Source organism: Bradyrhizobium sp. AZCC 1719 (assembly GCF_036924525.1).
In the GTDB taxonomy this organism is placed as follows: domain Bacteria; phylum Pseudomonadota; class Alphaproteobacteria; order Rhizobiales; family Xanthobacteraceae; genus Bradyrhizobium.
In genome coordinates, this window is the sequence record NZ_JAZHRU010000001.1 from 1213652 (window position 1) to 1233837 (window position 20186).

At 62.8% G+C, this 20186-nt stretch carries 17 protein-coding genes and 1 pseudogene; 8 read left to right on the top strand and 10 right to left on the bottom strand.

Going from position 1 to position 20186, the window contains the following annotated elements; all coding sequences use genetic code 11:
• Positions 1–183: 183 nt before the first annotated feature.
• On the bottom strand, positions 184–675 hold the full coding sequence (locus V1292_RS05860; RefSeq protein WP_334370984.1) for a GNAT family N-acetyltransferase: 492 nt from the start codon (positions 673–675) through the stop codon (positions 184–186).
• A gap of 232 nt (positions 676–907) precedes the next feature.
• On the opposite strand from V1292_RS05860, the gene V1292_RS05865 reads away from it, so the two are divergent.
• Together V1292_RS05865 and V1292_RS05870 are read left to right on the top strand one after the other, a co-directional pair.
• Positions 908–2143, top strand: coding sequence for an MFS transporter (locus V1292_RS05865; RefSeq protein ID WP_334370986.1), 1236 nt, complete (start codon positions 908–910; stop codon positions 2141–2143).
• Positions 2144–2173: 30 nt separating this feature from the next.
• Positions 2174–3345: pseudogene (locus tag V1292_RS05870) on the top strand (acyl-CoA dehydrogenase family protein).
• A gap of 251 nt (positions 3346–3596) precedes the next feature.
• On the opposite strand, the gene V1292_RS05875 reads toward V1292_RS05870, so the two are convergent.
• Positions 3597–4334, bottom strand: coding sequence for an RDD family protein (locus tag V1292_RS05875; protein WP_334376952.1), 738 nt, complete (start codon positions 4332–4334; stop codon positions 3597–3599).
• Positions 4335–4425: 91 nt separating this feature from the next.
• Between V1292_RS05875 and V1292_RS05880 the strand changes: the two genes are divergently transcribed.
• Complete coding sequence (locus V1292_RS05880; protein ID WP_334370988.1) at positions 4426–4881, top strand: DUF1801 domain-containing protein; 456 nt, start codon at positions 4426–4428, stop codon at positions 4879–4881.
• Positions 4882–5015: 134 nt separating this feature from the next.
• Here V1292_RS05880 and V1292_RS05885 read toward each other — a convergent pair whose 3' ends face one another.
• Positions 5016–6824 (bottom strand): putative bifunctional diguanylate cyclase/phosphodiesterase, encoded by a 1809-nt coding sequence (locus V1292_RS05885; protein ID WP_442895492.1) that lies wholly within the window; start codon positions 6822–6824, stop codon positions 5016–5018.
• Between the two features lie 594 nt (positions 6825–7418).
• On the opposite strand from V1292_RS05885, the gene mepA reads away from it, so the two are divergent.
• Together mepA and V1292_RS05895 are read left to right on the top strand one after the other, a co-directional pair.
• Positions 7419–8399, top strand: a complete 981-nt coding sequence (gene mepA, locus V1292_RS05890; RefSeq protein WP_334370989.1) for a penicillin-insensitive murein endopeptidase — start codon at positions 7419–7421, stop codon at positions 8397–8399.
• Positions 8396–8920, top strand: coding sequence for a Spy/CpxP family protein refolding chaperone (locus V1292_RS05895; protein ID WP_334370990.1), 525 nt, complete (start codon positions 8396–8398; stop codon positions 8918–8920). The genes mepA and V1292_RS05895 overlap by 4 nt, the downstream gene beginning before the upstream one ends.
• 53 nt (positions 8921–8973) lie before the next feature.
• On the opposite strand, the gene V1292_RS05900 is transcribed toward V1292_RS05895, so the two are convergent.
• The 6 genes from V1292_RS05900 to V1292_RS05925 all read right to left on the bottom strand — a co-directional run bounded on the left by V1292_RS05900 (position 8974) and on the right by V1292_RS05925 (position 15754).
• Positions 8974–9711: an ABC transporter ATP-binding protein gene (locus tag V1292_RS05900; protein WP_334370991.1), complete on the bottom strand. Its 738-nt coding sequence runs from the start codon at positions 9709–9711 to the stop codon at positions 8974–8976.
• Positions 9704–10372, bottom strand: coding sequence for a molybdate ABC transporter permease subunit (modB, locus tag V1292_RS05905; RefSeq protein ID WP_334370992.1), 669 nt, complete (start codon positions 10370–10372; stop codon positions 9704–9706). Before modB ends, V1292_RS05900 begins: the two co-directional genes overlap by 8 nt.
• Before the next feature lie 3 nt (positions 10373–10375).
• Positions 10376–11161, bottom strand: a complete 786-nt coding sequence (gene modA / locus V1292_RS05910) for a molybdate ABC transporter substrate-binding protein (RefSeq protein ID WP_334370994.1) — start codon at positions 11159–11161, stop codon at positions 10376–10378.
• Positions 11162–11402: 241 nt separating this feature from the next.
• The gene (gene ilvD, locus V1292_RS05915) at positions 11403–13247 is read right to left on the bottom strand and encodes a dihydroxy-acid dehydratase (RefSeq protein ID WP_334370996.1); all 1845 of its coding nucleotides are present in this window, start codon (positions 13245–13247) and stop codon (positions 11403–11405) included.
• A 136-nt stretch (positions 13248–13383) separates the two neighbouring features.
• Positions 13384–14577 (bottom strand): CaiB/BaiF CoA transferase family protein, encoded by a 1194-nt coding sequence (locus V1292_RS05920; protein WP_334370998.1) that lies wholly within the window; start codon positions 14575–14577, stop codon positions 13384–13386.
• A gap of 247 nt (positions 14578–14824) precedes the next feature.
• Complete coding sequence (locus V1292_RS05925; RefSeq protein ID WP_334371000.1) at positions 14825–15754, bottom strand: glycine reductase; 930 nt, start codon at positions 15752–15754, stop codon at positions 14825–14827.
• A 276-nt stretch (positions 15755–16030) separates the two neighbouring features.
• Between V1292_RS05925 and V1292_RS05930 the strand changes: the two genes are divergently transcribed.
• Together V1292_RS05930 and V1292_RS05935 are read left to right on the top strand one after the other, a co-directional pair.
• Positions 16031–16315, top strand: coding sequence for a hypothetical protein (locus V1292_RS05930; RefSeq protein ID WP_334371002.1), 285 nt, complete (start codon positions 16031–16033; stop codon positions 16313–16315).
• A gap of 192 nt (positions 16316–16507) precedes the next feature.
• Positions 16508–16735 carry a dodecin gene (locus V1292_RS05935; RefSeq protein WP_334371004.1) on the top strand — a complete coding sequence of 76 codons (228 nt, stop codon included), beginning with the start codon at positions 16508–16510 and terminating at the stop codon, positions 16733–16735.
• 77 nt (positions 16736–16812) lie between these two features.
• Here the strand turns inward: V1292_RS05935 and V1292_RS05940 are convergent, their stop codons facing one another.
• On the bottom strand, positions 16813–18606 hold the full coding sequence (locus tag V1292_RS05940; protein WP_334371006.1) for a potassium/proton antiporter: 1794 nt from the start codon (positions 18604–18606) through the stop codon (positions 16813–16815).
• Between the two features lie 223 nt (positions 18607–18829).
• Between V1292_RS05940 and V1292_RS05945 the strand changes: the two genes are divergently transcribed.
• Complete coding sequence (locus V1292_RS05945; protein WP_334371008.1) at positions 18830–20140, top strand: mechanosensitive ion channel family protein; 1311 nt, start codon at positions 18830–18832, stop codon at positions 20138–20140.
• Positions 20141–20186: the final 46 nt, after the last annotated feature.

Below are 20186 nucleotides of genomic sequence, written 5' to 3' on the forward strand. Positions count from 1 at the left end.
CTCGTGTGCCGGGCGCTGGCCGCGCCTCTCCGACGGGGCCTGGACACAAAATCGCGAAATCAACCCCATGCAAAGTAGAAATTGTAGGGTGGGCCAAGCGCAGCGTGCCCACCATCCATCCAAATCGCGGGTTCGATGGTGTGCACGCCTCGCTTAGCCTACCCTACGTTTTTATCGCTCGCCTCACGACACGTGCAAGGCGTAGAATTTCGAATCAACGGCCATGATCGGAAAGGTCTTGGGCAGCTCGGCTTTCTGCAGCTCCTTGAAATTGTTCCTTTCATAGAAGCGGTGCGCGGCCAGGAACTTGTCCGTCGTGCCGAGAAAAATCTCGGCAACACGCTCTGCGCGGGCATGCGCCAGCAGCATGTCAAGCAGCTTTCCGGCCACTCCGAGCTCCCGGCCTCGAAATGGAGCGGCGACAAACATCTTGCGCAGTGCCGCCTGTCTTGCGCCGATGTCTTTCAATCCGATCGTGCCAACGACCCGACCATTGGAGCGAGCCACCCAGAAGCCGCCGGTCCCCGATTGGTAGAACCCGGGAATATCAGTGAGATCAGGCTGGTCGGCTGCCGTGATGGGGATACCAAATTCTCGTTGCTGGATCGGCAGGATGACATCGAGGACTCCCTGCTGATCGGCGTCGGAATATGGCGCAATAAGAGTTTCCTGCATTGACTTTCTATCGTTCCATCAAGCGCAGGTACATTTTGACCGTCACGCGTTCGATACGCAATCCTCGAACGGACCAGCCTCGTCATGGTCGCGCGCGAAGCTCCGCCGAATGCGACGCGCAACCACACGATCTTCGAATGAGAGGGTTGCCTTCCATCGCATTGCGCGACGACGCCAAATAGGCCACCATTATCCCGCGCATACAAATAACAGCACACGCGCAAGGAAACGCATGGGCAAGGCTTCCGGTTTATCCTACGGCTGGGTCGTCGTCGCCGTAGGTGCGCTGATGACTTGTGTCGCGTTCGGCTCGATGCTGTCGCTCGCGGTGTTCCTGCAGCCGATTTCGGAGGCGATGGGATGGTCGCGCAGCGGCGTCTCGGCGGCGGCGACGATCAATTTTCTCGCCATGGGGCTGGCTGCTTTTTTCTGGGGCACGCTGTCCGACCGGTTTGGCACCCGCATCGTCGTCCTGTCTGGCACACTCCTGCTCGGCGCCGGACTGATCGGCGCGAGCCAGGCCACCAGCCTGTGGCAATTCCAGTTGGCGTTCGGCGTCCTGATCGGGATTGCGGCCGGCAGCTTCTATGCGCCGATGGTCGCAGTGGCGAGCGCCTGGATCGAACATCGCCGCAGCCTCGCGGTGGCGTTGGTATCGGCCGGCATGGGCGTTTCGCCGCTGACGGTTGCGCCATTCGCAAGCTATTTGATCACGGCCTATGACTGGCGCACGGCGATGCTGGTGATCGGCATCGTCGCCCTGGCGCTGTTGATCCCGGCCTCATTGCTGGTGCGACGCCCGCCGGAGCCGTCAACGCCTGCTGCCGCCCATGGGACGGGCGCGCCTGACGGGCAGTGGACGGTCGCGCAGGCGCTGCGAACGCCGCAATTCATCATCCTGGCAGGCGCGCATTTCGCCTGCTGCGCGGCGCATTCGGGGCCGATCTTCCACCTGGTGAGCTACGCCATGATCTGCGGCATCGCGCCGCTGACCGCAGTCACGGTCTACAGCCTCGCCGGCTTCTCCGGCCTCGGCGGCCGTTTGCTGCTCGGCCTACTGGCCGATCGCTTCGGCGCCAAGCACGTCCTGGTCGGCGGCCTGTTCGTACAGGCCTTGGCGATCGCCACCTATCTCGCGGTCGGCCAGCTCGGCGAGTTCTACGCCCTGTCGGTTGTCTTCGGCCTCGCCTATGGCGGCGTGATGCCGCTATACGCCGTGCTGGTGCGTGAATATTTCGGCGTGCGCATCATGGGCAGCATGTTCGGCGCCGTCTCCGCTTTTGCCAGCCTCGGCATGGCGCTGGGGCCGCTCGCCGGCGGATGGGTATTCGACGCCTTCCACGGCTATACCTGGCTCTATGTCGGCTCTTTCACGATCGGCATGGCCGCCGTGGCCATAGCCTTGAGTTTCCCGTCCGCCAAGCGACCGCCGCAGCCGTCGCTCAATGTCGGCCGCGCGGCGGCGTGACAACAAACAAAAGGGAGTGCGAGGAAACGCATGAACAGGCAGCCTAGCGTCGATCTTGTTGAACGCGCGCGGGCGCTGGCGCCACTGATCGCGCGCGAGGCCGACGAGATCGAGCGGACCCGCCGCCTGACTTCAGCGGTAACACAGGCGCTGATCGAGAACGGGCTTTACCGCGCGCTGCTGCCGAAGAGTTTTGGTGGCGCCGAAGTGCCGCTAGAAACTTTCATGCAGATGCAGGAGGAAGTCGCCAAGGCCGACGCCTCGACCGCATGGTGCCTTGGCCAATGCAGCGTCTGCGCCATGACCGCAGCCTATCTCGATCCCGATGCTGCCAACGAAATCTTCAACGTTGCACCCGGCATTCTGGCCTGGGGCGCGATCAACCACGAAGTGCAGGCGGTTCCCGGCGGCTACAAGGCCAGCGCGCGCTGGGATTTTGCGTCCGGCTCGCGGCAGGCAAGCTGGCTCGGCGCCCATGTCCGGGTTGTCGAAGCCGACGGCACGCCGCGGCGCAAGCCCGACGGTTCGCCGGAGATTCGTACCATCCTGTTTCCGGTAACCAGCGCCACGATGCACGACGTCTGGGACGTGATCGGCCTGCGCGGCACCGGCACCGATTCCTATTCGGTCGACAATCTGTTCATCCCGGAAAAGTTCGCAGCGCTTCGCGACGAGCCGGCGGCGCTGCGCGAGAGCGGCCCGCTGTACAAGCTGTCGACCAACATGGTTTTCGGCATGGGTTTTGCGGCGACCTCGCTCGGCGTCGCCCGCGCCACGCTCGATGCGGCGATCGACCTTGCCCGGGGCAAGCACCGCAAGCGTCAAAGGCGATGCGCGACAACAACGCCGTGCAGGGGCTGATCGGACGCACCGAGGCACAACTGCGCGCCACCCGCGCCTATCTCTATGCCACTGCAGCGGATGTATGGCATGACCTGTCGCAAGGCGCTGTTATCACCGAAGCCCATCGCGTGGCGCTGCGCATCGCCTCGACATGGACCATCCATCAATCGGCCGCCGTGGTCGACACCGCCTATCACATGACGGGCGCAACGGCCGTATTCAATGCCAACAAGTTCGAGCGCCGCTTTCGCGACATGCATGCGATCGCGCAGCAGATCCAGGGCCGTGATGCCCATTACGAGGATGCCGGCCGGGCGATCCTCGCGGGCAATCTCGACGCACCGCCGACGACGCGATGAAGCGACGGGGCGCGGCCGGCCCCGAACACGAGCCGGCTAAAGCATGATGATTTTTGGTTAGATCGATTTTGGCCGCAGACGCGCTTCACCTCTCCCGCTTGCGGGGGAGGTCGGCGCGAAGCGCCGGGTGGGGGCTCTCTCCACTCGGGCAGTGTCGCCCGCGGAGACACCCCCACCCCAGCCCTCCCCCGCAAGCGGGAGAGGGAGCGCACCTTCTTCGTGGTCGCAAGCAAACCTAATTTCATTACGCTTTAGCGTGCTGTGTGCGCGCCGAACAATTTGCCCTTCCAGCCACGCGCGATGATCAGCGCCATCAGCAGCAGGACCACCACGGCCGCTGCGGCGTCGAAGACTCGCTCACCCGCCGAGCAGCGGCTGGCATTGTTGACGCAGGCATTGGACATGATACCGGCTGCGTTAAGGCCGATCACGATAGCCAGATAAACGACGAATATCAGCACCAGATACACGCAAATGACGACCACCCGGCGCCACCGCGACGGCAGGTTGGCGTCCGCCAGATCGCTACGCTCACTGACATATTGACCGGGCAACGCCTTCGCCGGATCGCGGATCTGCACGGTGGATCTTGTCAGGAGATCGTGAATCGCCTGATTGCGGCGTGTCGCCGCGAGGACGACAAACGAGTACAGGCCGAGCACGCCCTTGATCGCGACGCGGGCGCAGGCCTTGAGGAAACTCACGTTGCCGCCGCTGCGCTCATCGACGACGCGCAGATTGGTGAAATAGTGCCCGAGCGTGCTTCCGGTGAACGAGACCAAGACCGGCTCGTACAGCAAAAGCGCGGCCACCACCAGAATTCCCAGCGCCCGGGAGAAGTTGTCGTTTCTCACAGTACTGGTCAGCATCAGCGCACCGAAAAGGATGGCCATGAGGATCATCCAGTCGAGCACAATCCCGCGAAAGCGGCGGGAAAACCGAGCGTATTTTGGGGCAACCGTCACCGGCGCTTCGGGACAAGGATTCATTTGAGATACCGGCCTTTGGGCATACCCATCATCTATGCAATTTGGCGGATTACACGCTAGTTTGTCCAGAGAATCACACCGGCAGGTTGCGATGACAAAAACACGAAAGGTCGCTTCGGTGCGCAAGCAGCGTGTGGGAGTCCCGGAGGCCGCCGTCAATGCGATCTTCAGCGCTTATCCCAATCCGGTCAGGGCAAAACTGCTGGCGCTGCGCCGGCTGATTCTTGACACCGCAAGGACCACCGAGGGCGTCGGCGCTCTGGAAGAGACGCTGAAATGGGGGCAGCCGAGCTATCTCACGACCGAGAGCAAGAGCGGCAGCACGGTCCGGATCGACCAGGTGAAGGCGGAAGCCGGCCACTACGCGGTCTATTTCCACTGCCAGACCGATCTGGTCGAGACCTTTCGCGAGCTCTATCCGGAACTGCGCTACGGCGGCAACCGCAGCATTCTGCTCGATGCCGGCGACAAACTGCCCGAGGCCGCGCTGCGCCACTGCGTGGCGCTGGCGCTGACGTATCATGCGAGGAAGCGGAAAGAGAGATGATCGTCATTCCGGGATGGTCCGAAGGACCAGACCTCAGATGCGCAATTGCGCATCGGGGAATCTCGAGATTCTCAGGTGCGCAACTGCGCACCGTAGTTCGATGCTTCGCATCGCCCCGGAATGACGGCCTCAAATCACGCCACCAGCGCTGCGCCCGCCGGCGCACTCCAGTTGCCTTGCGTCTTCAACAGACTGACGATCTCCGCATTGGGCCGCGCGCGGCTGAACAGGAAGCCCTGCCCCTCGTGGCATCCTTCGTTGCGCAGGCAATTTACCTCGGCCTCGCTCTCGACGCCTTCCGCCGTGATCGTGACGCCGAGGCCCTTGCCGAGGCTGATGATCGAACGCACGATCGCCTGCGCGTCGGGATTGGCGGCGAGGTCGCGCACGAAGGACTGATCGATCTTGATCTTGTCGAACGGAAAGCTGCGCAGGTAACTCAGGCTGGAATAGCCGGTGCCGAAATCGTCCATCGAGATGCGAACGCCGAGCGCGCGCAGCGCATGCAGCGTCGCCAGCACCTCGCTGCTCTTTTCCAATAGCAGCGTCTCGGTAATCTCGAGCTCCAGGCGCTTCGCCGGCAGGCCGGACTGCTTCAGTGTTTCCACGACCAGCGACAAGAGGTTGCCGACGCGGAACTGCAGCGGCGACAGATTGACCGCGACGCGGACGTCGTCGGGCCATTGCGCCGCATCGGTGCAGGCGCGGCGCAGCATCAACCCGCCGACGGCGTTGATCAGCCCGGTCTCCTCGGCGACAGGGATGAATTCGGCCGGCGAGATCATGCCGCGCTCGGGATGCGGCCAGCGCACCAGCGCTTCGAAACCGGTGATGCGCCCGCTAGCAAGATCGACCAGCGGCTGGTAATAGGGCCGGAGCACATCGGTGCGCACGGCCTCGCGCAGCTCGGTTTCGATCTTGCGGCGGGTCTGGGCGCGCGCATCCATTCCCGCTTCGAAGAACGAGAACGTGCCGCGGGAATCGTTCTTGGCGCGCGATAATGCGAGGTCGGCGTTCTTCAGCAGTTTCTCGGATTCATCGCCGTCGCCGGGCGACATCGCAATGCCGATGCTGGCGCCGATTACCACGGAATGCCCGTCCAGAAGATAGGGATCAGCGATCGCGTCCAATAGGCGCCTCGCCATGAACACTACATCCTCGGGTCGCGTCACCCCGCCCTGGATGACCGCGAATTCGTCGGAGTTGAGCCGGGCCAGCGCATCTTCCTCGCGCAGCATCGATTGCAATCGCTTGGCGACGCCGCGCAGGAGCTTGTCGCCGATGCCGTGGCCGAGCGTATCGTTGACCGCCTTGAAATGGTCAAGGCCGAGCACGAGCACCGCCACCTTCTCGGCGTTGCGGCGGGTGCGCAGCAGGATGTCGTCCATCTGCTGACGCAGCAAATTGCGGTTCGGCAGCCCGGTCAGGCCATCATGCTGGGCCATGAACGTCAGCCGCGCCTCGGCGCGCTTGCGTTCGGTGGTGTCCATCAGCGCGAGCAGGACCGCTGGCCGATCGCTGTAAACAAGCTGGCGCGAATAGATCGCCAGATCGATCAGCGCGCCGTCGGCCCTGACATGCTTCCAGGCGTGGGCCGCGCGCTCGTCGCCGGCGTGTTCGCCGGCCCATGGCGGCTCGACGTCGAAGGCCTGCAGGTTGCGGATCGTGAGCTTCTCGAATTCACCGCGGCTGTAACCGTAGTGCTGGATCGCAGCGTCGTTGACTGCGAGAATTCGTTCGTCACCCAGCGCGCAGACGATCATCGGAACCGGATTGCTGTCGAACAGCAGCCGGAACGAAGCCTCGCGCTGTTTCAACTCGGTGATGTCGACGCGCAGTCCGATGAAGCCGCCATCCCGGGTCGCAGCGGGCTTTGCGCGCCGGCCAGGAAAACGGACAATCGACTGTTTCGGCTTCCTGGCAGCTTTTGGCTTCTTCGGCATTACCACGCTCTACTCGCACTGTGCGTGCAAAGTTTTCAGATAAGTCTCTGAAAAAAAGGTATCTCTTGTCGCAGAAACTACTACCTCACGCGCGCTCATACGTCGCCTGACAAGAAGGCACGCACACGCTTTGCGTGTACAAGCTCGGTGCGGACCGCCGATCCACGGGGCACAATCGACGCGCGGCCGCCGGGCACTGCTTCTCGCGCGGCGGATCCACAAGGAATGCGGGAAACGCCGAACGTGCGCACAAATGTCCGTCAGTGACCGAGAGGGTTATCGCGCGGTTAATACGACCACGTGCAACCCTCGTTCAGCACAGCGAAGATGCTGCGGCTTGCGCTACCGCTACCACGTCGTGATCAAGTCATCCGCTTACATGCGCGAGGAAAGCGACCGGTGGGCCGCGGTGATCAAGTCCGCCAACATCGAGTTGCAGTGAGGGAACGCGTGAGTTGACCCCGATGCGGGTGTTTGCGCGGATTGTTGCGCCGGCGTGGGGACCACGCAATTGTGCTCGCCGCGCCTCTCCCCTGTTGCCGATTTCATGCTACGGTTGCGCGAATTGAGTGATCCCTGAAACTCTCTGGTCCGATGAACCCCCGCCTGTTTCTGATCCCCCTCATAACCTTGCTAGTCGCCTCCTATGCCGCAAGCGCATGGGCGCAGGACAAGGGCACGGTTCATCCAAAACCGCTGCCGCCGCTAGCCAATCCCAACGATCCCAACATCGCTGCCAAGGAGTTGTTCGGCCGCAAGGTGCTGCCGACGGCAATGCCGACGCGCGTGCACGGGTTCTATGCCCATGGCTGCATCGCGGGCGCGGAAGGGCTGCCGATCAACGGCGATACCTGGCAGGTGATGCGCCTGTCGCGCAATCGCTATTGGGGCCATCCCGACCTGGTCGCACTGGTCAAGCGGCTGGCCGCAAGAGCGCGCCGGGATGCTGGCTGGCACGGAATACTGGTCGGCGACATGTCGCAGCCGCGCGGCGGGCCGATGTTGACCGGGCATGCCAGCCATCAGGTGGGGTTAGATGCCGACATCTGGCTGACGCCGATGCCGAACCGGCAACTATCGCGCAACGAGCGCGAGGAAATGTCCGCGGTGATGATGGTGCGCCGCGACAGGCTCGATATCGATCCGCAGGCCTGGACACCGACACATCTCGCGGTGATCCGCGCCGCCGCGCTGGAGCCCAGCGTGCAGCGCATCTTCGTCAATGCCGCGATCAAGAAGGCGCTGTGCCGCGAGGCCAAGGGCGACCGCGACTGGCTCCACAAGGTGCGGCCGATGTACGGCCACGACTACCATTTCCACATCCGCATGAAATGCCCGCCCGGCGCCAGCGAATGTGAAAGCCAGCCCCATCCGAACGAGGGCGAAGGCTGCCAGCCTGCCGACCTCGCCTACTGGTTCAGCGACGCGGTGCTGCATCCCAAACCGCCGAAAGTGCCGCCGAAGCCGAAGCCGCCAATGACGATGGCGGCGCTGCCGCCCGCCTGCAAGACGGTGCTGAACGCGCCGGATGCCAAACACGAAGTGTCAAGCAGACCCAGCGGAGAACAACGATGAAGATTTGGCCCCTGATTGCATCGATCGCATTCGTCACGAGCGTGCACGCACAGACCCCTTATGCAGGAATGCAGACGCGCTCGATCAAGGCGCTATCGGAGCAGCAGATTTCTGATCTTGGCGCCGGCCGCGGAATGGGCCTGGCGCTCGCGGCCGAACTGAACGGCTATCCGGGGCCGTTGCACGTTCTCGAGCTTGCCGACAAGCTCGAACTCTCCGCCGAGCAACGCGCCAGCATGCAGCGCCTGTTCGATTCCATGAAGGCCGAAGCGATGCCGCTGGGCGCCAAGCTGATCGAACAGGAAGCCGAACTGGACAAGCAGTTTGCCACCCGCACCGTCACGCCCGAAAGCCTGAAGGCGTCCACCGCGGCCGTTGCCGCCACCCAAGGAATGCTGCGCGAGACCCATCTGAAATATCATTTGTCGACCGGCAGCATTTTGACCCCGTCGCAGATGACCAAATATGCGGAGTTGCGGGGTTACGGCGGTGGCGGGCACAAGCGACACCAGCACCATTGATACTGGTGGACTGGCCCGCCCTAAGTCGCGACACCGTCAAATTTCCCGGCGGGCTATTGTTTTGGTTCGAACTGCGCAAGATCAAGGGCATCCGCCACGCGCGCGGTCTTCGGTGCCTTCACGAGCTCATCTGGAGTTCCGATTTGCAGCGTCTCACCACCGTCGATGACGCACATGCGGTCAGATAGCGCGATGGCTTCATCGAGATCGTGTGTCACCATCACGATCGGAATGCGCATCAGTTTGCGCAGATCGGCAAGCTCTTCCCTGAGTTTTCGCCTGGTACGCCGATCAACGGCAGAGAATGGCTCGTCCATTAGCAGAACTGCCGGATCACGCGCGAGCGCACGCGCGACCGCGACGCGCTGCTGTTCTCCACCGGATAGCGAAGCCGGATAGCGATTCTCGAACCCATTGAGATGCACGAGCGACAGTAACGCTCGCGCTCTGCTGTCTCGTTCCTGCTTGGGACGAGAGCCCAGGGCTGCCGTCACGTTACGTAGTACGGTCATATGCGGAAACAGCGCATAGCTCTGGAACACCAGTCCGACGGGGCGCTTGTGCGGTGGAATGTTCACGCCACCAGCGACATCAAACCAGACATCGCCCTGGCAGGAGATCCGTCCTTCGCGAGGCTGATAGAGCCCTGCAACAGAACGAAGAACGGTACTCTTCCCGCTTCCCGACGGCCCGACCAAAGTGAGCAATTCATTTTGACCACAAGAAAATTCGACGTCGAGCGGGATAGGCCCCGCCTGGCGTAACCTGACATGCAAGCCGCTTTCAGACATAGCGGCGTCCAATCCGACTTGAAAGCAGATAGATTATCGAGAGCGCGAGCAACGACAACGCCAGCAGCAACGCCGACATCACACCAGCGGCATAATTGTCGAAGGCCTGAACACGGTCATAAATTGCCACCGATATCGTGCGTGTCTCACCCGCGATGTTGCCGCCGACCATCAAGACGACGCCGAATTCGCCCAGCGTGTGCGCAAAGGCAAGTACGAGGCCGGTGATTATTCCCGGCCAAGCCAGCGGCAGATCGATTGTAAGAAATACACGCCACGGCGAAAGTCCTGAACACGCCGCGGCCTCCCGTACTTCGACCGGAATAGCCTCGAAACCCCGCTGCATCGGTTGAATGACGAACGGAATATTCGCTATCAGCGACGCGAGCAACAGGCCATGAAAGCTAAAGGCGAGAGTATGACCGCTGATGGCCTGCCATATCCGGCCCAAAATGGCATCGCCGCCGAACGCTACCAGCAAGTAATAGCCGAGCACCGTCGGTGGCAAAACGAGCGGAAGCGCAAGCAAAGCCTCGACAAAGCCCTTACCGCCGAATCGATTAAATGCCAGCGCCCTGCCGCAGACGATTCCAACGGGCAGCAGCACAAGAATTGTCGCGACCCCTAACTTGAGCGAAACAACCAGCGCGGGCCAATCCATGAATCACGTCGCTTCGCCTGGCAACACGAAGCCGTATTTGCGGAAGATGACACGCGCCGCAGCCGTCTGGACATAGCGGTAAAAATCTCTAGCCAGCGGGCCCGCATTCTTCATCAACACCATGCGTTGCCGCAGCGGCGTATGCCATTCGGAAGGAATCAGCACATAAGAACCAAGCTTGCTTACTTCGGGCGCCAAGGCGAGCGAGTAAGCGAATATCCCGCCTTGCGAGGATCCCGATGTTGCGAACTGGGCAGCCTGCGAAACATTTTCACCCAGCACGAGCTTCGGCTGCATTGCATCCCATAGGCCCTGACTCTTCAAGGCCTGCTCCGCCGCACGGCCGTACGGTGCATGCTCGGGATTGGCAATCGCGAATTTCTGGATTCGTCCCGATGCGAGAGCAAGGCGAAGATCGGTAAGTTGTGCATCCGCCTTAAACGACGAATTTGCGGGAACAAACAGAACGATCCGTCCCTCCGCGTAAAGCGCGCCGCGATCAACCGTCTTTCCCGTGTCCGCCAACTGCAGAACGAAGCCCTCGTCCGCCGACATAAACATTTCAAATGGCGCGCCCTGCTGCAATTGACGGGCGAAGTTTCCCGACGATCCGAAGTTGAGTCGCACCTCATGGCCGGTTTCAGCTTTGAATTTGCTCGCGACTTCTTCGAGCGCAAACTTAAGATCGGACGCCGCTGCTATGATCGGCACATCTTGCGCATGGGACGCGCGTAAGCCGAGGCCGGCGAGAGCGAGCAACACAAATGCATAGCGCAAGAATTTGGACATGATGGCCCCCGCGCAAAGCGCGTCTGAAGGTTTGATCGAAGGAAATCGACCTAGCCCGATGCCATCGTAACGGGATTCAACGGCCGCTTACGGCAGGCCGCCAGTCTGCCCGGTTCTTAGCATAAGATGCATGGCAATATCAATTGCGCAGGGCAATTGTGACAACCGCTCTCGCGCCCAATGCCTCACTCGAAGGGTCAAGGTGCTGACATCCGATCAAACACAGAACCGGCCGCCACCGCTATTCTGGCACAATCCGCACCGCACCGCGGGCGGCGCTCGTCGTCAGCGCGGCATAGGCCTTCAGCGCCATTGACACATTGCGGCTGCGCTTCTTGGCGGGCTTCCAGGCGTCCGCCCCGCGGGCCAGCATGGCTTCGCGGCGCTTCGCCAGCGTGGCGTCATCCACCACGAGGCTGATCGAGCGCGCGGGGATGTCGATCTTGATCAGGTCGCCGTCTTCCACGAGGCCGATCAGACCGCCTTCAGCCGCTTCCGGCGAAATGTGTCCGATCGACAGGCCCGAGGAGCCGCCGGAGAACCGGCCATCGGTGATCAGCGCGCAGACCTTTCCGAGGCCCTTCGATTTCAAATAACTCGTCGGATACAGCATCTCCTGCATGCCGGGACCGCCGCGGGGTCCCTCATAGCGGACCACGACGACATCGCCAGCCTTGATCTTGCCACCCAAAATACCTTCGACCGCGGCATCCTGGCTTTCGAAAATCCGCGCCGGTCCTTCGAACTTCAAAATGCTCTCGTCGACGCCCGCCGTCTTCACGATACAGCCGTCGAGCGCGAGGTTGCCCGAGAGCACTGCGAGGCCGCCGTCCTTGGAGAAGGCGTGCGCGGCGTCGCGGATGCAGCCGGTGGCGCGGTCGGTATCGAGTTCCTCGAACCGGCGCTCCTGGCTGAACGCGACCTGCGTCGGCACATTGCCCGGAGCCGCCGTGAAGAACTTGCGGACGCTTTCGCTCCTGGTCTGCTTGATATCCCAGCGGCCGAGCGCGTCTTCCAGCGTCTTGGAGTGAACCATCGGCAGGCCGCGGTTGAGCAGCCCGGCGCGGTCCAGTTCGCCGAGGATGGCCATGATGCCGCCGGCGCGGTGCACATCTTCCAGATGCACGTCCGCGACCGACGGCGCGACCTTGCACAGCACTGGAACGCGCCGCGACAAGCGGTCGATATCCTGCATCGTGAACGGCACCTTGCCTTCGTAAGCCGCCGCCAACAGATGCAGCACGGTGTTGGTCGAGCCGCCCATGGCGATGTCGAGCGTCATCGCGTTCTCGAACGCCTTGAAGTTGGCGATCGTCCGCGGCAATGCCGTTTCGTCATCCTGCTCGTAATAGCGCCGCGCCAGATCGACGATCAGGTGGCCAGCCTCGACGAACAATCCCTTGCGGTCGGCATGCGTGGCCAGGATGGAACCGTTCCCCGGCAGCGCCAAGCCAAGCGCCTCGGTGAGGCAGTTCATCGAATTAGCCGTAAACATGCCCGAGCACGATCCGCAGGTCGGACACGCTGAGCGCTCGATCACCTCCACGTCCGCATCGCTGACATTGCTGTCGGCGGCTGCGACCATGGCGTCGATCAGGTCGACCGCGCGGACCTTGCCCTTGAGGTTGACCTTGCCGGATTCCATCGGGCCGCCGGAGACGAACACGGTCGGGATGTTGATCCGCAGCGCCGCCATCAGCATGCCGGGCGTGATCTTGTCGCAGTTGGAAATGCAGACCATCGCGTCGGCGCAATGCGCGTTGACCATGTACTCGACGCTGTCGGCGATGATTTCGCGCGACGGCAGGCTGTAGAGCATGCCGTCATGGCCCATCGCGATGCCGTCGTCGACCGCGATGGTGTTGAACTCCTTGGCGACGCCGCCCGCCTTCTCGATTTCGCGCGCGACGAGCTGGCCGAGGTCCTTCAGGTGCACGTGGCCGGGCACGAACTGGGTGAAGGAATTGACCACCGCAATGATCGGCTTGCCAAAGTCTTCGTTCTTCATGCCGGTGGCGCGCCAGAGGCCACGGGCGCCCGCCATGTTGCGGCCGTGGGTCGTGGTTCGGGAACGATAGGCGGGCATGATCTATCCTTTTGGAAGCGGGAAAGGCGTCTTTTAGACGGTAAGCCCGGCCGCTTAAAGCGGCTTGGTGCAGGGTCGCCATGCGCAGGCATGCTCAAAACGGGACAGGGACCAGACTCCCCTGCCCCGGCTACCGCTAGACGATTTCGCGCGCGCGCAGTTCCGCAATTGCTTCGGTGTCGTAGCCGAGCGAGGCCAGCACCTCGTCGGTGTGGGCGCCGAGCGCGGGCGCCATGTGGTCGAGCCGTCCGCCGCCATGGGCGAGCTGAAAGCCGCTGCCGGCAAAGCGCAGGCGGCCATAGGGCGTATCGATCTCCTGAATGGCGCCGCGCGCGGCGATCTGCGGGTGGTCGATCACCTCCTCGACCTTCCAGATGCTGGCACAGGGCGCGCCTGCGGCTTCCAGCAGCTTTTCCCACTCGCGCGGGTCCTTCTTGGACAGCGCCTCCTCGATGATGGCCCGCAGCGCCGGCTCGTTTTCCTGACGGGCAAACCAGTCAGCAAAGCGGGAATCCTCGAGCGCATCGGCGCGGCCGAGCGCGGTCATCAAGGCGCGGTATTGCTTCTCGCTGTTGACGGCCAGCAACAGATAGCCGTCGCCGGCCTTGAACAAATTGGCGGTGGGCCTTCGGCTCACGGCCTGATTGCCGGAAAGCTGCTGGCGGTGGCCGGCGACCGAATAGTCCGCGACCTGCCCGGACAGAAACGCCAGCGTCGCCTCCAGCATGGAGACGTCGACCAACTGGCCCTTGCCGGTATGGGTGCGCTGGAACAGCGCGCTCGACACGCCAAAGGCTGCGGTCGCGCCCGACAGCACGTCGCAGACCGCAAAGCCGGCGCGGGTCGGTCCGGTCTCGGGATGGCCGGTGATCGACATGATGCCCGATAGCGCCTGGATCTTGCCGTCATAGCCGGCTCCCAGCCGTTCCGGCCCGGTCTGACCGAAGCCGGAAATGGCGCAATAGATCAGCCGCGGATTGATCTCAGACAGCACGGCATAGCCGATGCCGAGCTTGTCCATCACGCCGGGGCGGAAGTTCTCCATCACCACGTCGGCCTGGGCGGCGAGTTGCTTGACGATGGTGATCGCTTCCGGCCTCGAGAGGTCGAGTGTCAGGCTGCGCTTGTTGCCGTTGATCGCCTGCCAGCCCGGCGCGAGCCCGCGTTCAGCCCATTCGCGGCTCAGCGGCGTACGGCGCATGTCCTCCCCTTCGCGCCGCTCCACCTTGATGACGTCGGCCCCGAGCAGCGCGAGCTGGTAACTCGCATAGGGGCCAGCCAGCACTTGCGTGAAGTCGAGAATCTTCACGCCTTCGAACGGTCGGGTCAAAGGGGTATCCTCCTGCTTCTTCTCCCCTTGTTGGAGAGGATGGCCGTGAAGTCCACCCTCCCCTGGAGGGGTCCGAGACGAGCGAAGCTCGCTCGTGGGTCGGCTCACATGGAGCGCAGCGAAATGTGAGACGGGGTGGGGGGATCTCTCCACTCGGGCACTGTTGGATGCGGAGAGACCGTCACCCCACCTCGGTTCGCATTTCATGCGAACCGATCCTCCCCCTCCAGGGGAGGATAAGAGGGGGTCACGCCGCCCGGTTGCCGCGCGCGATCTCTTTCTGCCTGTCGAACTCGGCGCGGCGGCGCGCCAACTCTTCCGGGCTCATCTGCGAGATGTTGTTGTAGTCGAGCTTCCAGGAAGCATCCTCGCTCCAGCGCAGCGGTGACTGCATCGTGGTGCGCGCGCCGGGCGCGGACTCGAGCAGCCGCAGCGCCAGCTCGAGCGTCAGCGCCTGCGACTCCACATCATGCGGCCTGCCGGCGGAATTGCCGAGCGGGAAATCCGAAAACAGGAAACGCGGCGCGGCCGCGTATTCGACGATATCCTTGGCGCAGCCCATCACCACGGTGGCGATGCCGTTGGCCTCGAGGTGACGAGCCACCAGCGCAGAAGTCTGATGGCACACCGGGCAGTTCGGCACGATCACGGCGGCATCGACCTTGTCGGCCAAGCAGCGGGCGAGAATGTCGGGCGCATCGACGTCGATGGTGACGCGGTGGCTGCGATTGGTCGGCGCCCCGAAGAAGCGCGGCGCAACCTCGCCGATCCGTCCCGCGGCGGCGGCTTTCAGAAGCTGCGGCAGCGGAAACCAGGTGCCGCTGTCGGTTGCCGTGGTGTGCTTGCGGTCGTAGCCGATATGCGAGATGCGCAAATCGTGCTCTTTCGAGGTGTCGCCGTCATAGACCTGGTAGAATTTGGCGCTGCCGTTGTAGGCCGCGCCCGGTCCCTGATCGCCCTTGGTGGGATCATACTGGGCAGCCGTGGTGACGATGGTGACGCGCGATTGCGCGAGCGGCTTTTTCAGCGACTGGAACGGCGCGTCGACATAGTGCGCCCAACGGTAGGGCGTGGTGTAGCCGATCGCCGCGTAGTAGTCGCGGGTCCGCTGCATATAGGGAACGGCAGAATCATAATCGGGCGCAAAGCCGAGCTGGTCGTCAGAGGGGCCGGACATTGTTGTGTCTCTCCTGCGTTTCCACCGTGCGGCCGTGAAGCGGCCTTGCCCCGCAGGCTAATGATACTCGGTTCATTCCTCAACTGCGGATATTGCATCAGAGGAGCGCAGGATCGCGCTTCCTGACCGCACGCGCAAAGGCGGGTGCCACTGAACGCTTGCTGCGTGCTGCAGGTCACACCTGAACGCGCGTTCATAAAAATCCCTCGAACTTTCTCCGAAAGCGGCGCGTCTCACAGGCATAGCAGGCAATCACGCCTGGATTGGAGAATGTAAATGTTTCGCAAGATTACCCTCGCTGCCGTCGCCGCCATTGCCATGACCGCGGCTGCGGTCGCACCGGCGTCCGCCGGCGGCAAGCATGGTGGCCATCATGGCCACGGTCACGGTCATCATGGACATGGTCATCACGGCCACGGTCATCATGGACATCATGGGCATGGTCACTGGGGCCATCGCCACTTTGGAACGTCGTTCTATGTCGGCGGAAGCTGCTACAAGACCATCTTCACCAAGTATGGTCCGCGCACCGTGTACGTCTGCGCTCCCTACATCTATTGAGGGTGCATAGCACTTGACGGGAAGGCCTCAGCCGACGGCTGGGGCCTTTTTGTTCGCTGAATCGCCTATTGGCCGACGGCTTTCGACGGAACTGAAGAGCTCGAGAACTCGTTCAGAATAGACACGCTCCTGATCGCATCAGAGCGTTGAACAGGAGGAAGCAGGCACCAATCGCCGCAACGGAGGTTTGCAATGCCCAGTACCGCTGGAACGACGGATCACGTTTACAAGATCCTGGATCTCGCCGGATCGTCCGAAAAAAGCATCGAGGATGCCATTCAGAACGCCATCACCCGCGCGTCAAAGACCATCCGCGAATTGAAATGGTTCGAGGTCGTGCAGACCAGAGGCCATATCGAAAATGGGGCTGTTCGCCATTACCAGGTCACCTTGCGGGTCGGGTTTACGCTGGAGGAATAACTGCGGCGCAACGCGCCCCGCGTCGAATCCAAACGGCGCGCCCTGTGACGGACCACAGCCAAGGAAGGCTGCGGCGATCAAACGCCTGCCACCGACGACCAGACCTCCGCAAGCTTGCGCTTGAAGGCCTGCCAGCTTGTCAGGGGCAAGACCTTCTCCTCCTCTTCCGGCAGCCGCAGGCCAACCACGTTGACGCGGCCGCCGCTGATATTGCGTGCGACAAGGACGATGGGATCCAATGCCAGCTCCGCGCCTGCTTTCGGCGTGTGGTCGAGATGGATATCGAAATAATCCGATAACGTCAGCTTGCCCTGATCGTCGCTGATGGCGACGCCATAGACCTCCGCCAGTTCACCCAGCGTGTGCTCGCCCGACACCATGAAATCCCCGAGCAGATGCGGGTCGGGCGCGGTGCTCGGCGGCATATCGACAAAGAAACGGTCCAGCGCCTCGGCCTTTTCCGGCGGCGCCAGCAGATAGACGTAGTCGCCGGCTTCGATCGGATCGGCCTCGATGGGCGAGAGAATCCGCTCGTCGCGGATGACGAGCGTCGGCTTCGACCAGGATGGCGTAAGGCCACGACGGAAATACAGGCTCTTCGCCCGCACCGGATAGCCGACCAGTTGCTGCTCGAGCTGGCCGGGCAGATCGAGCTCGACGCGCCGCGGACCGCGTTCGATGCGCGGCAGCGCCACGTGCAGCCATCGCGCCGCCGGCGCCAGTGTCCAGCCCTGCAGCAAGAGCGAGATGATGACCACGACAAAGGCGACGTCGAAATAGAGATAGGCCTTTGGCAATCCGACCAACATCGGGATCGAGGCGAGGAAGATCGCGACCGCGCCGCGCAGGCCGGTCCAGGCGATGAAGATCTTTTCCCGCCAGTTGAATCGGAACGGTATCAGGCACAGCAACACCGCGATCGGCCGCGCCACCAGCATCAGCACCAGCGCCACGATCACGGCCGGACCGACGCTATCCAGCAGGCGCTGCGGCGACGCCAGCAGCCCGAGCAGGACGAACATCACGATCTGCGCCAGCCAGGTCGCGGCATCGAGAAACGTCACCACCGAATTGTGGGCGCGCGTCGGCCGGTTGCCGACGATGATTCCCGCGAGATAGACCGCGAGAAAGCCCGACGCGTGTGCAATCTGCGCTACACCGAAAACCACCAATGCAGCGGTTGTGACGAAGGGCGCATGCAAGCCCTGCGGCAGCGCCATGCGATTGAGCGCCAGCACCACCAGACGACCGCCGACCACACCGAAGATGGCGCCGAGCAGACCTTCGCGCGCGAGTTCGAATGCGACATGTCCGGGTGAGCTTTGACCGATGGAGATGAATTCGACCAGCATCAAGGTGAGGAAGATCGCGAACGGATCGTTGGTGCCGGATTCCGCCTCCAGCGTCGCCCCCACACGGGGACGCAGGCGCAGGCCCTGGGTGTGGACGAGCAGGAACACCGCGGCGGCATCGGTCGACGCCACCACCGCGCCGACCAGCAGCGACTCGGTCCAGTTCAGGTCGAGCGCATATTTGGCGACCGGCGCAGTGATCAGCGCGGTGAGCAATACGCCGATCGTTGCCAGCACCATCGATGGGGCAAGCACCGTGCGAATGCTCTGAAACTTGGTTCGCAAACCGCCGTCGAACAGGATCAGCGCCAGCGCCACCGAGCCGACCAGATAGGTGGTGCGGACATCATCGAAGCTGAGCTGGCCCGGCCCGGCATCCCCCGCCAGCATGCCGATCAGGAGGAACACCAGCAGCAGCGGCGCCCCGAAGCGCAACGCAAGCAGGCTCGACAGGATGCCCGCCATCACCAGAATGGCGCCCAGAAAGATGGCGATGCTGACCGAGTCGAGAGAAGTCATGAACCTCCGATGTCGTCGCAAATACTTGCAATTGCATCCTTATCGTTGCCACACTTGATCGCCAACCCATTTCTGCGATCGCGGCAATGTGCCCGATTTACCGGCCTGACCTTGCCCCGTAGCTGCGTATCGATGGCATCCGCACGTCGCCTGTGAGAATCTGCCTGCTATTCGCGAATCACCTTTGTCTGATGGGGCCAGAGCCTCGAACGAGAATTTTCCGATGGACCTGAAAGAGATCATCGAGATCCTGCACAGCGCCGCGCGCTCGGTCGGCGCGGAGGTCACCTCGCCCTGGTTCTATCTGCAACTGGGGCTGATCCTGACGGCCGCAGGCATCGCCTGGGCCGGCGCCACCGCCGTGCGCTCCAGGATAGACGTTTCGTCGGTTGCGATGGGCTGGCCGGCGCCGTTCCGGCTGTTCGTCCGCGTGCTGGTCGGCAGCACGTCGACAGCGGTGTTCGCCCTTCTGATGACGCTGGCGCGCGGGGTCATGATCGCGTCGACCTGGCCGAGCCGTAGCTATCTGCTCGCGGTTGCCGCCAAGCTCGCCTTCGCGTGGCTGGTCATCAACCTCGTTACCTCGGTAATCCGCAATACCTTCGTGGTCCGGCTGGTGTCGATCTCGGCCTGGCTGGTCGTGGCCCTGAGCGTCCTGGGCCAGCTCGAGCCGGTGGTCGAGGCGCTCGACTCGGTCTCGATCGTGCTCGGCGATCTCAGGTTGACCCCGCTGCTCCTTATCAAGCTCGGCGCGCTCCTGATCGTGGCGCTGTGGCTGACCAACATCGCCAGCAATTTCGTGGAAGGCCGCATCACCCGGTCCGGCGATCTGACGCCGTCGATCCAGGTGCTGCTGGTCAAGATCGTCCGATTCACGCTGATGGTATTTGCCATCGCAGTTGCCCTGAGCGCGGTCGGCATCAACCTCGCGGCGCTCGCGGTGTTCACCGGCGCGGCCGGCGTCGGTATCGGCCTCGGCCTGCAGAAGATCGTCGCCAACTTCATCAGCGGCATCATCCTCCTGGTCGACAAGTCGGTGAAGCCGGGCGATCTCGTCACCATTGGCGACAACACCGGGCGCATCAGCACGATGAAGACGCGCTACATCTCGGTTGCCGCCGGCGACGGCCGCGAGTTCCTGATCCCGAACGAGGATCTGGTGACGCAGAAGGTCGTGAACTGGACCTATACCGACAAGAACACGCTGGTGAAGGTGCTGTTCAGCACCAATTACGACGCCGATCCGCGAGCGGTGTGCAAGCTGGCCATCGACATTGCCGGGGCCGTTCCGCGCGCCATCAAGAACAAGCCCCCGAACTGCATCCTGACCGAATTCGCCGAGGCCGGCATGAAGTTCTCCCTGACCTTCTGGCTGCCCGATCCTGATGGCCTCGATAACGTCAAGAGCGACGTGATGCTGGCACTGTGGGATGCTTTCAAGCGGGAGGGGATCCGTGTTCCCTATCCGGTCCGCGAAATCCGGGTCCGCGGCGGCGCGCTGCCGGTCGAGCCCGTGGTGGAAGTTTCCGGCTAGATGCAAGCCTTTTAAAGCCGCGCCGTGGCCCAACCTCGGCTTGCAC

What these genes read in the sequence shown, in the direction of transcription:
- V1292_RS05885 (WP_442895492.1), bottom strand. Translation starts at nt 6,824, where the DNA reads ATGCCGAAGAAGCCAAAAGCTGCCAGGAAGCCGAAACAGTCGATTGTC.
- V1292_RS05895 (WP_334370990.1), top strand. Translation starts at nt 8,396, where the DNA reads ATGAAGATTTGGCCCCTGATTGCATCGATCGCATTCGTCACGAGCGTG.
- modA (WP_334370994.1), bottom strand. Translation starts at nt 11,161, where the DNA reads ATGTCCAAATTCTTGCGCTATGCATTTGTGTTGCTCGCTCTCGCCGGC.
- V1292_RS05900 (WP_334370991.1), bottom strand. Translation starts at nt 9,711, where the DNA reads ATGTCTGAAAGCGGCTTGCATGTCAGGTTACGCCAGGCGGGGCCTATC.
- V1292_RS05880 (WP_334370988.1), top strand. Translation starts at nt 4,426, where the DNA reads ATGACAAAAACACGAAAGGTCGCTTCGGTGCGCAAGCAGCGTGTGGGA.
- V1292_RS05925 (WP_334371000.1), bottom strand. Translation starts at nt 15,754, where the DNA reads ATGTCCGGCCCCTCTGACGACCAGCTCGGCTTTGCGCCCGATTATGAT.
- ilvD (WP_334370996.1), bottom strand. Translation starts at nt 13,247, where the DNA reads ATGCCCGCCTATCGTTCCCGAACCACGACCCACGGCCGCAACATGGCG.
- mepA (WP_334370989.1), top strand. Translation starts at nt 7,419, where the DNA reads ATGAACCCCCGCCTGTTTCTGATCCCCCTCATAACCTTGCTAGTCGCC.
- V1292_RS05940 (WP_334371006.1), bottom strand. Translation starts at nt 18,606, where the DNA reads ATGACTTCTCTCGACTCGGTCAGCATCGCCATCTTTCTGGGCGCCATT.
- V1292_RS05865 (WP_334370986.1), top strand. Translation starts at nt 908, where the DNA reads ATGGGCAAGGCTTCCGGTTTATCCTACGGCTGGGTCGTCGTCGCCGTA.
- V1292_RS05945 (WP_334371008.1), top strand. Translation starts at nt 18,830, where the DNA reads ATGGACCTGAAAGAGATCATCGAGATCCTGCACAGCGCCGCGCGCTCG.
- V1292_RS05935 (WP_334371004.1), top strand. Translation starts at nt 16,508, where the DNA reads ATGCCCAGTACCGCTGGAACGACGGATCACGTTTACAAGATCCTGGAT.
- modB (WP_334370992.1), bottom strand. Translation starts at nt 10,372, where the DNA reads ATGGATTGGCCCGCGCTGGTTGTTTCGCTCAAGTTAGGGGTCGCGACA.
- V1292_RS05875 (WP_334376952.1), bottom strand. Translation starts at nt 4,334, where the DNA reads ATGAATCCTTGTCCCGAAGCGCCGGTGACGGTTGCCCCAAAATACGCT.
- V1292_RS05930 (WP_334371002.1), top strand. Translation starts at nt 16,031, where the DNA reads ATGTTTCGCAAGATTACCCTCGCTGCCGTCGCCGCCATTGCCATGACC.
- V1292_RS05860 (WP_334370984.1), bottom strand. Translation starts at nt 675, where the DNA reads ATGCAGGAAACTCTTATTGCGCCATATTCCGACGCCGATCAGCAGGGA.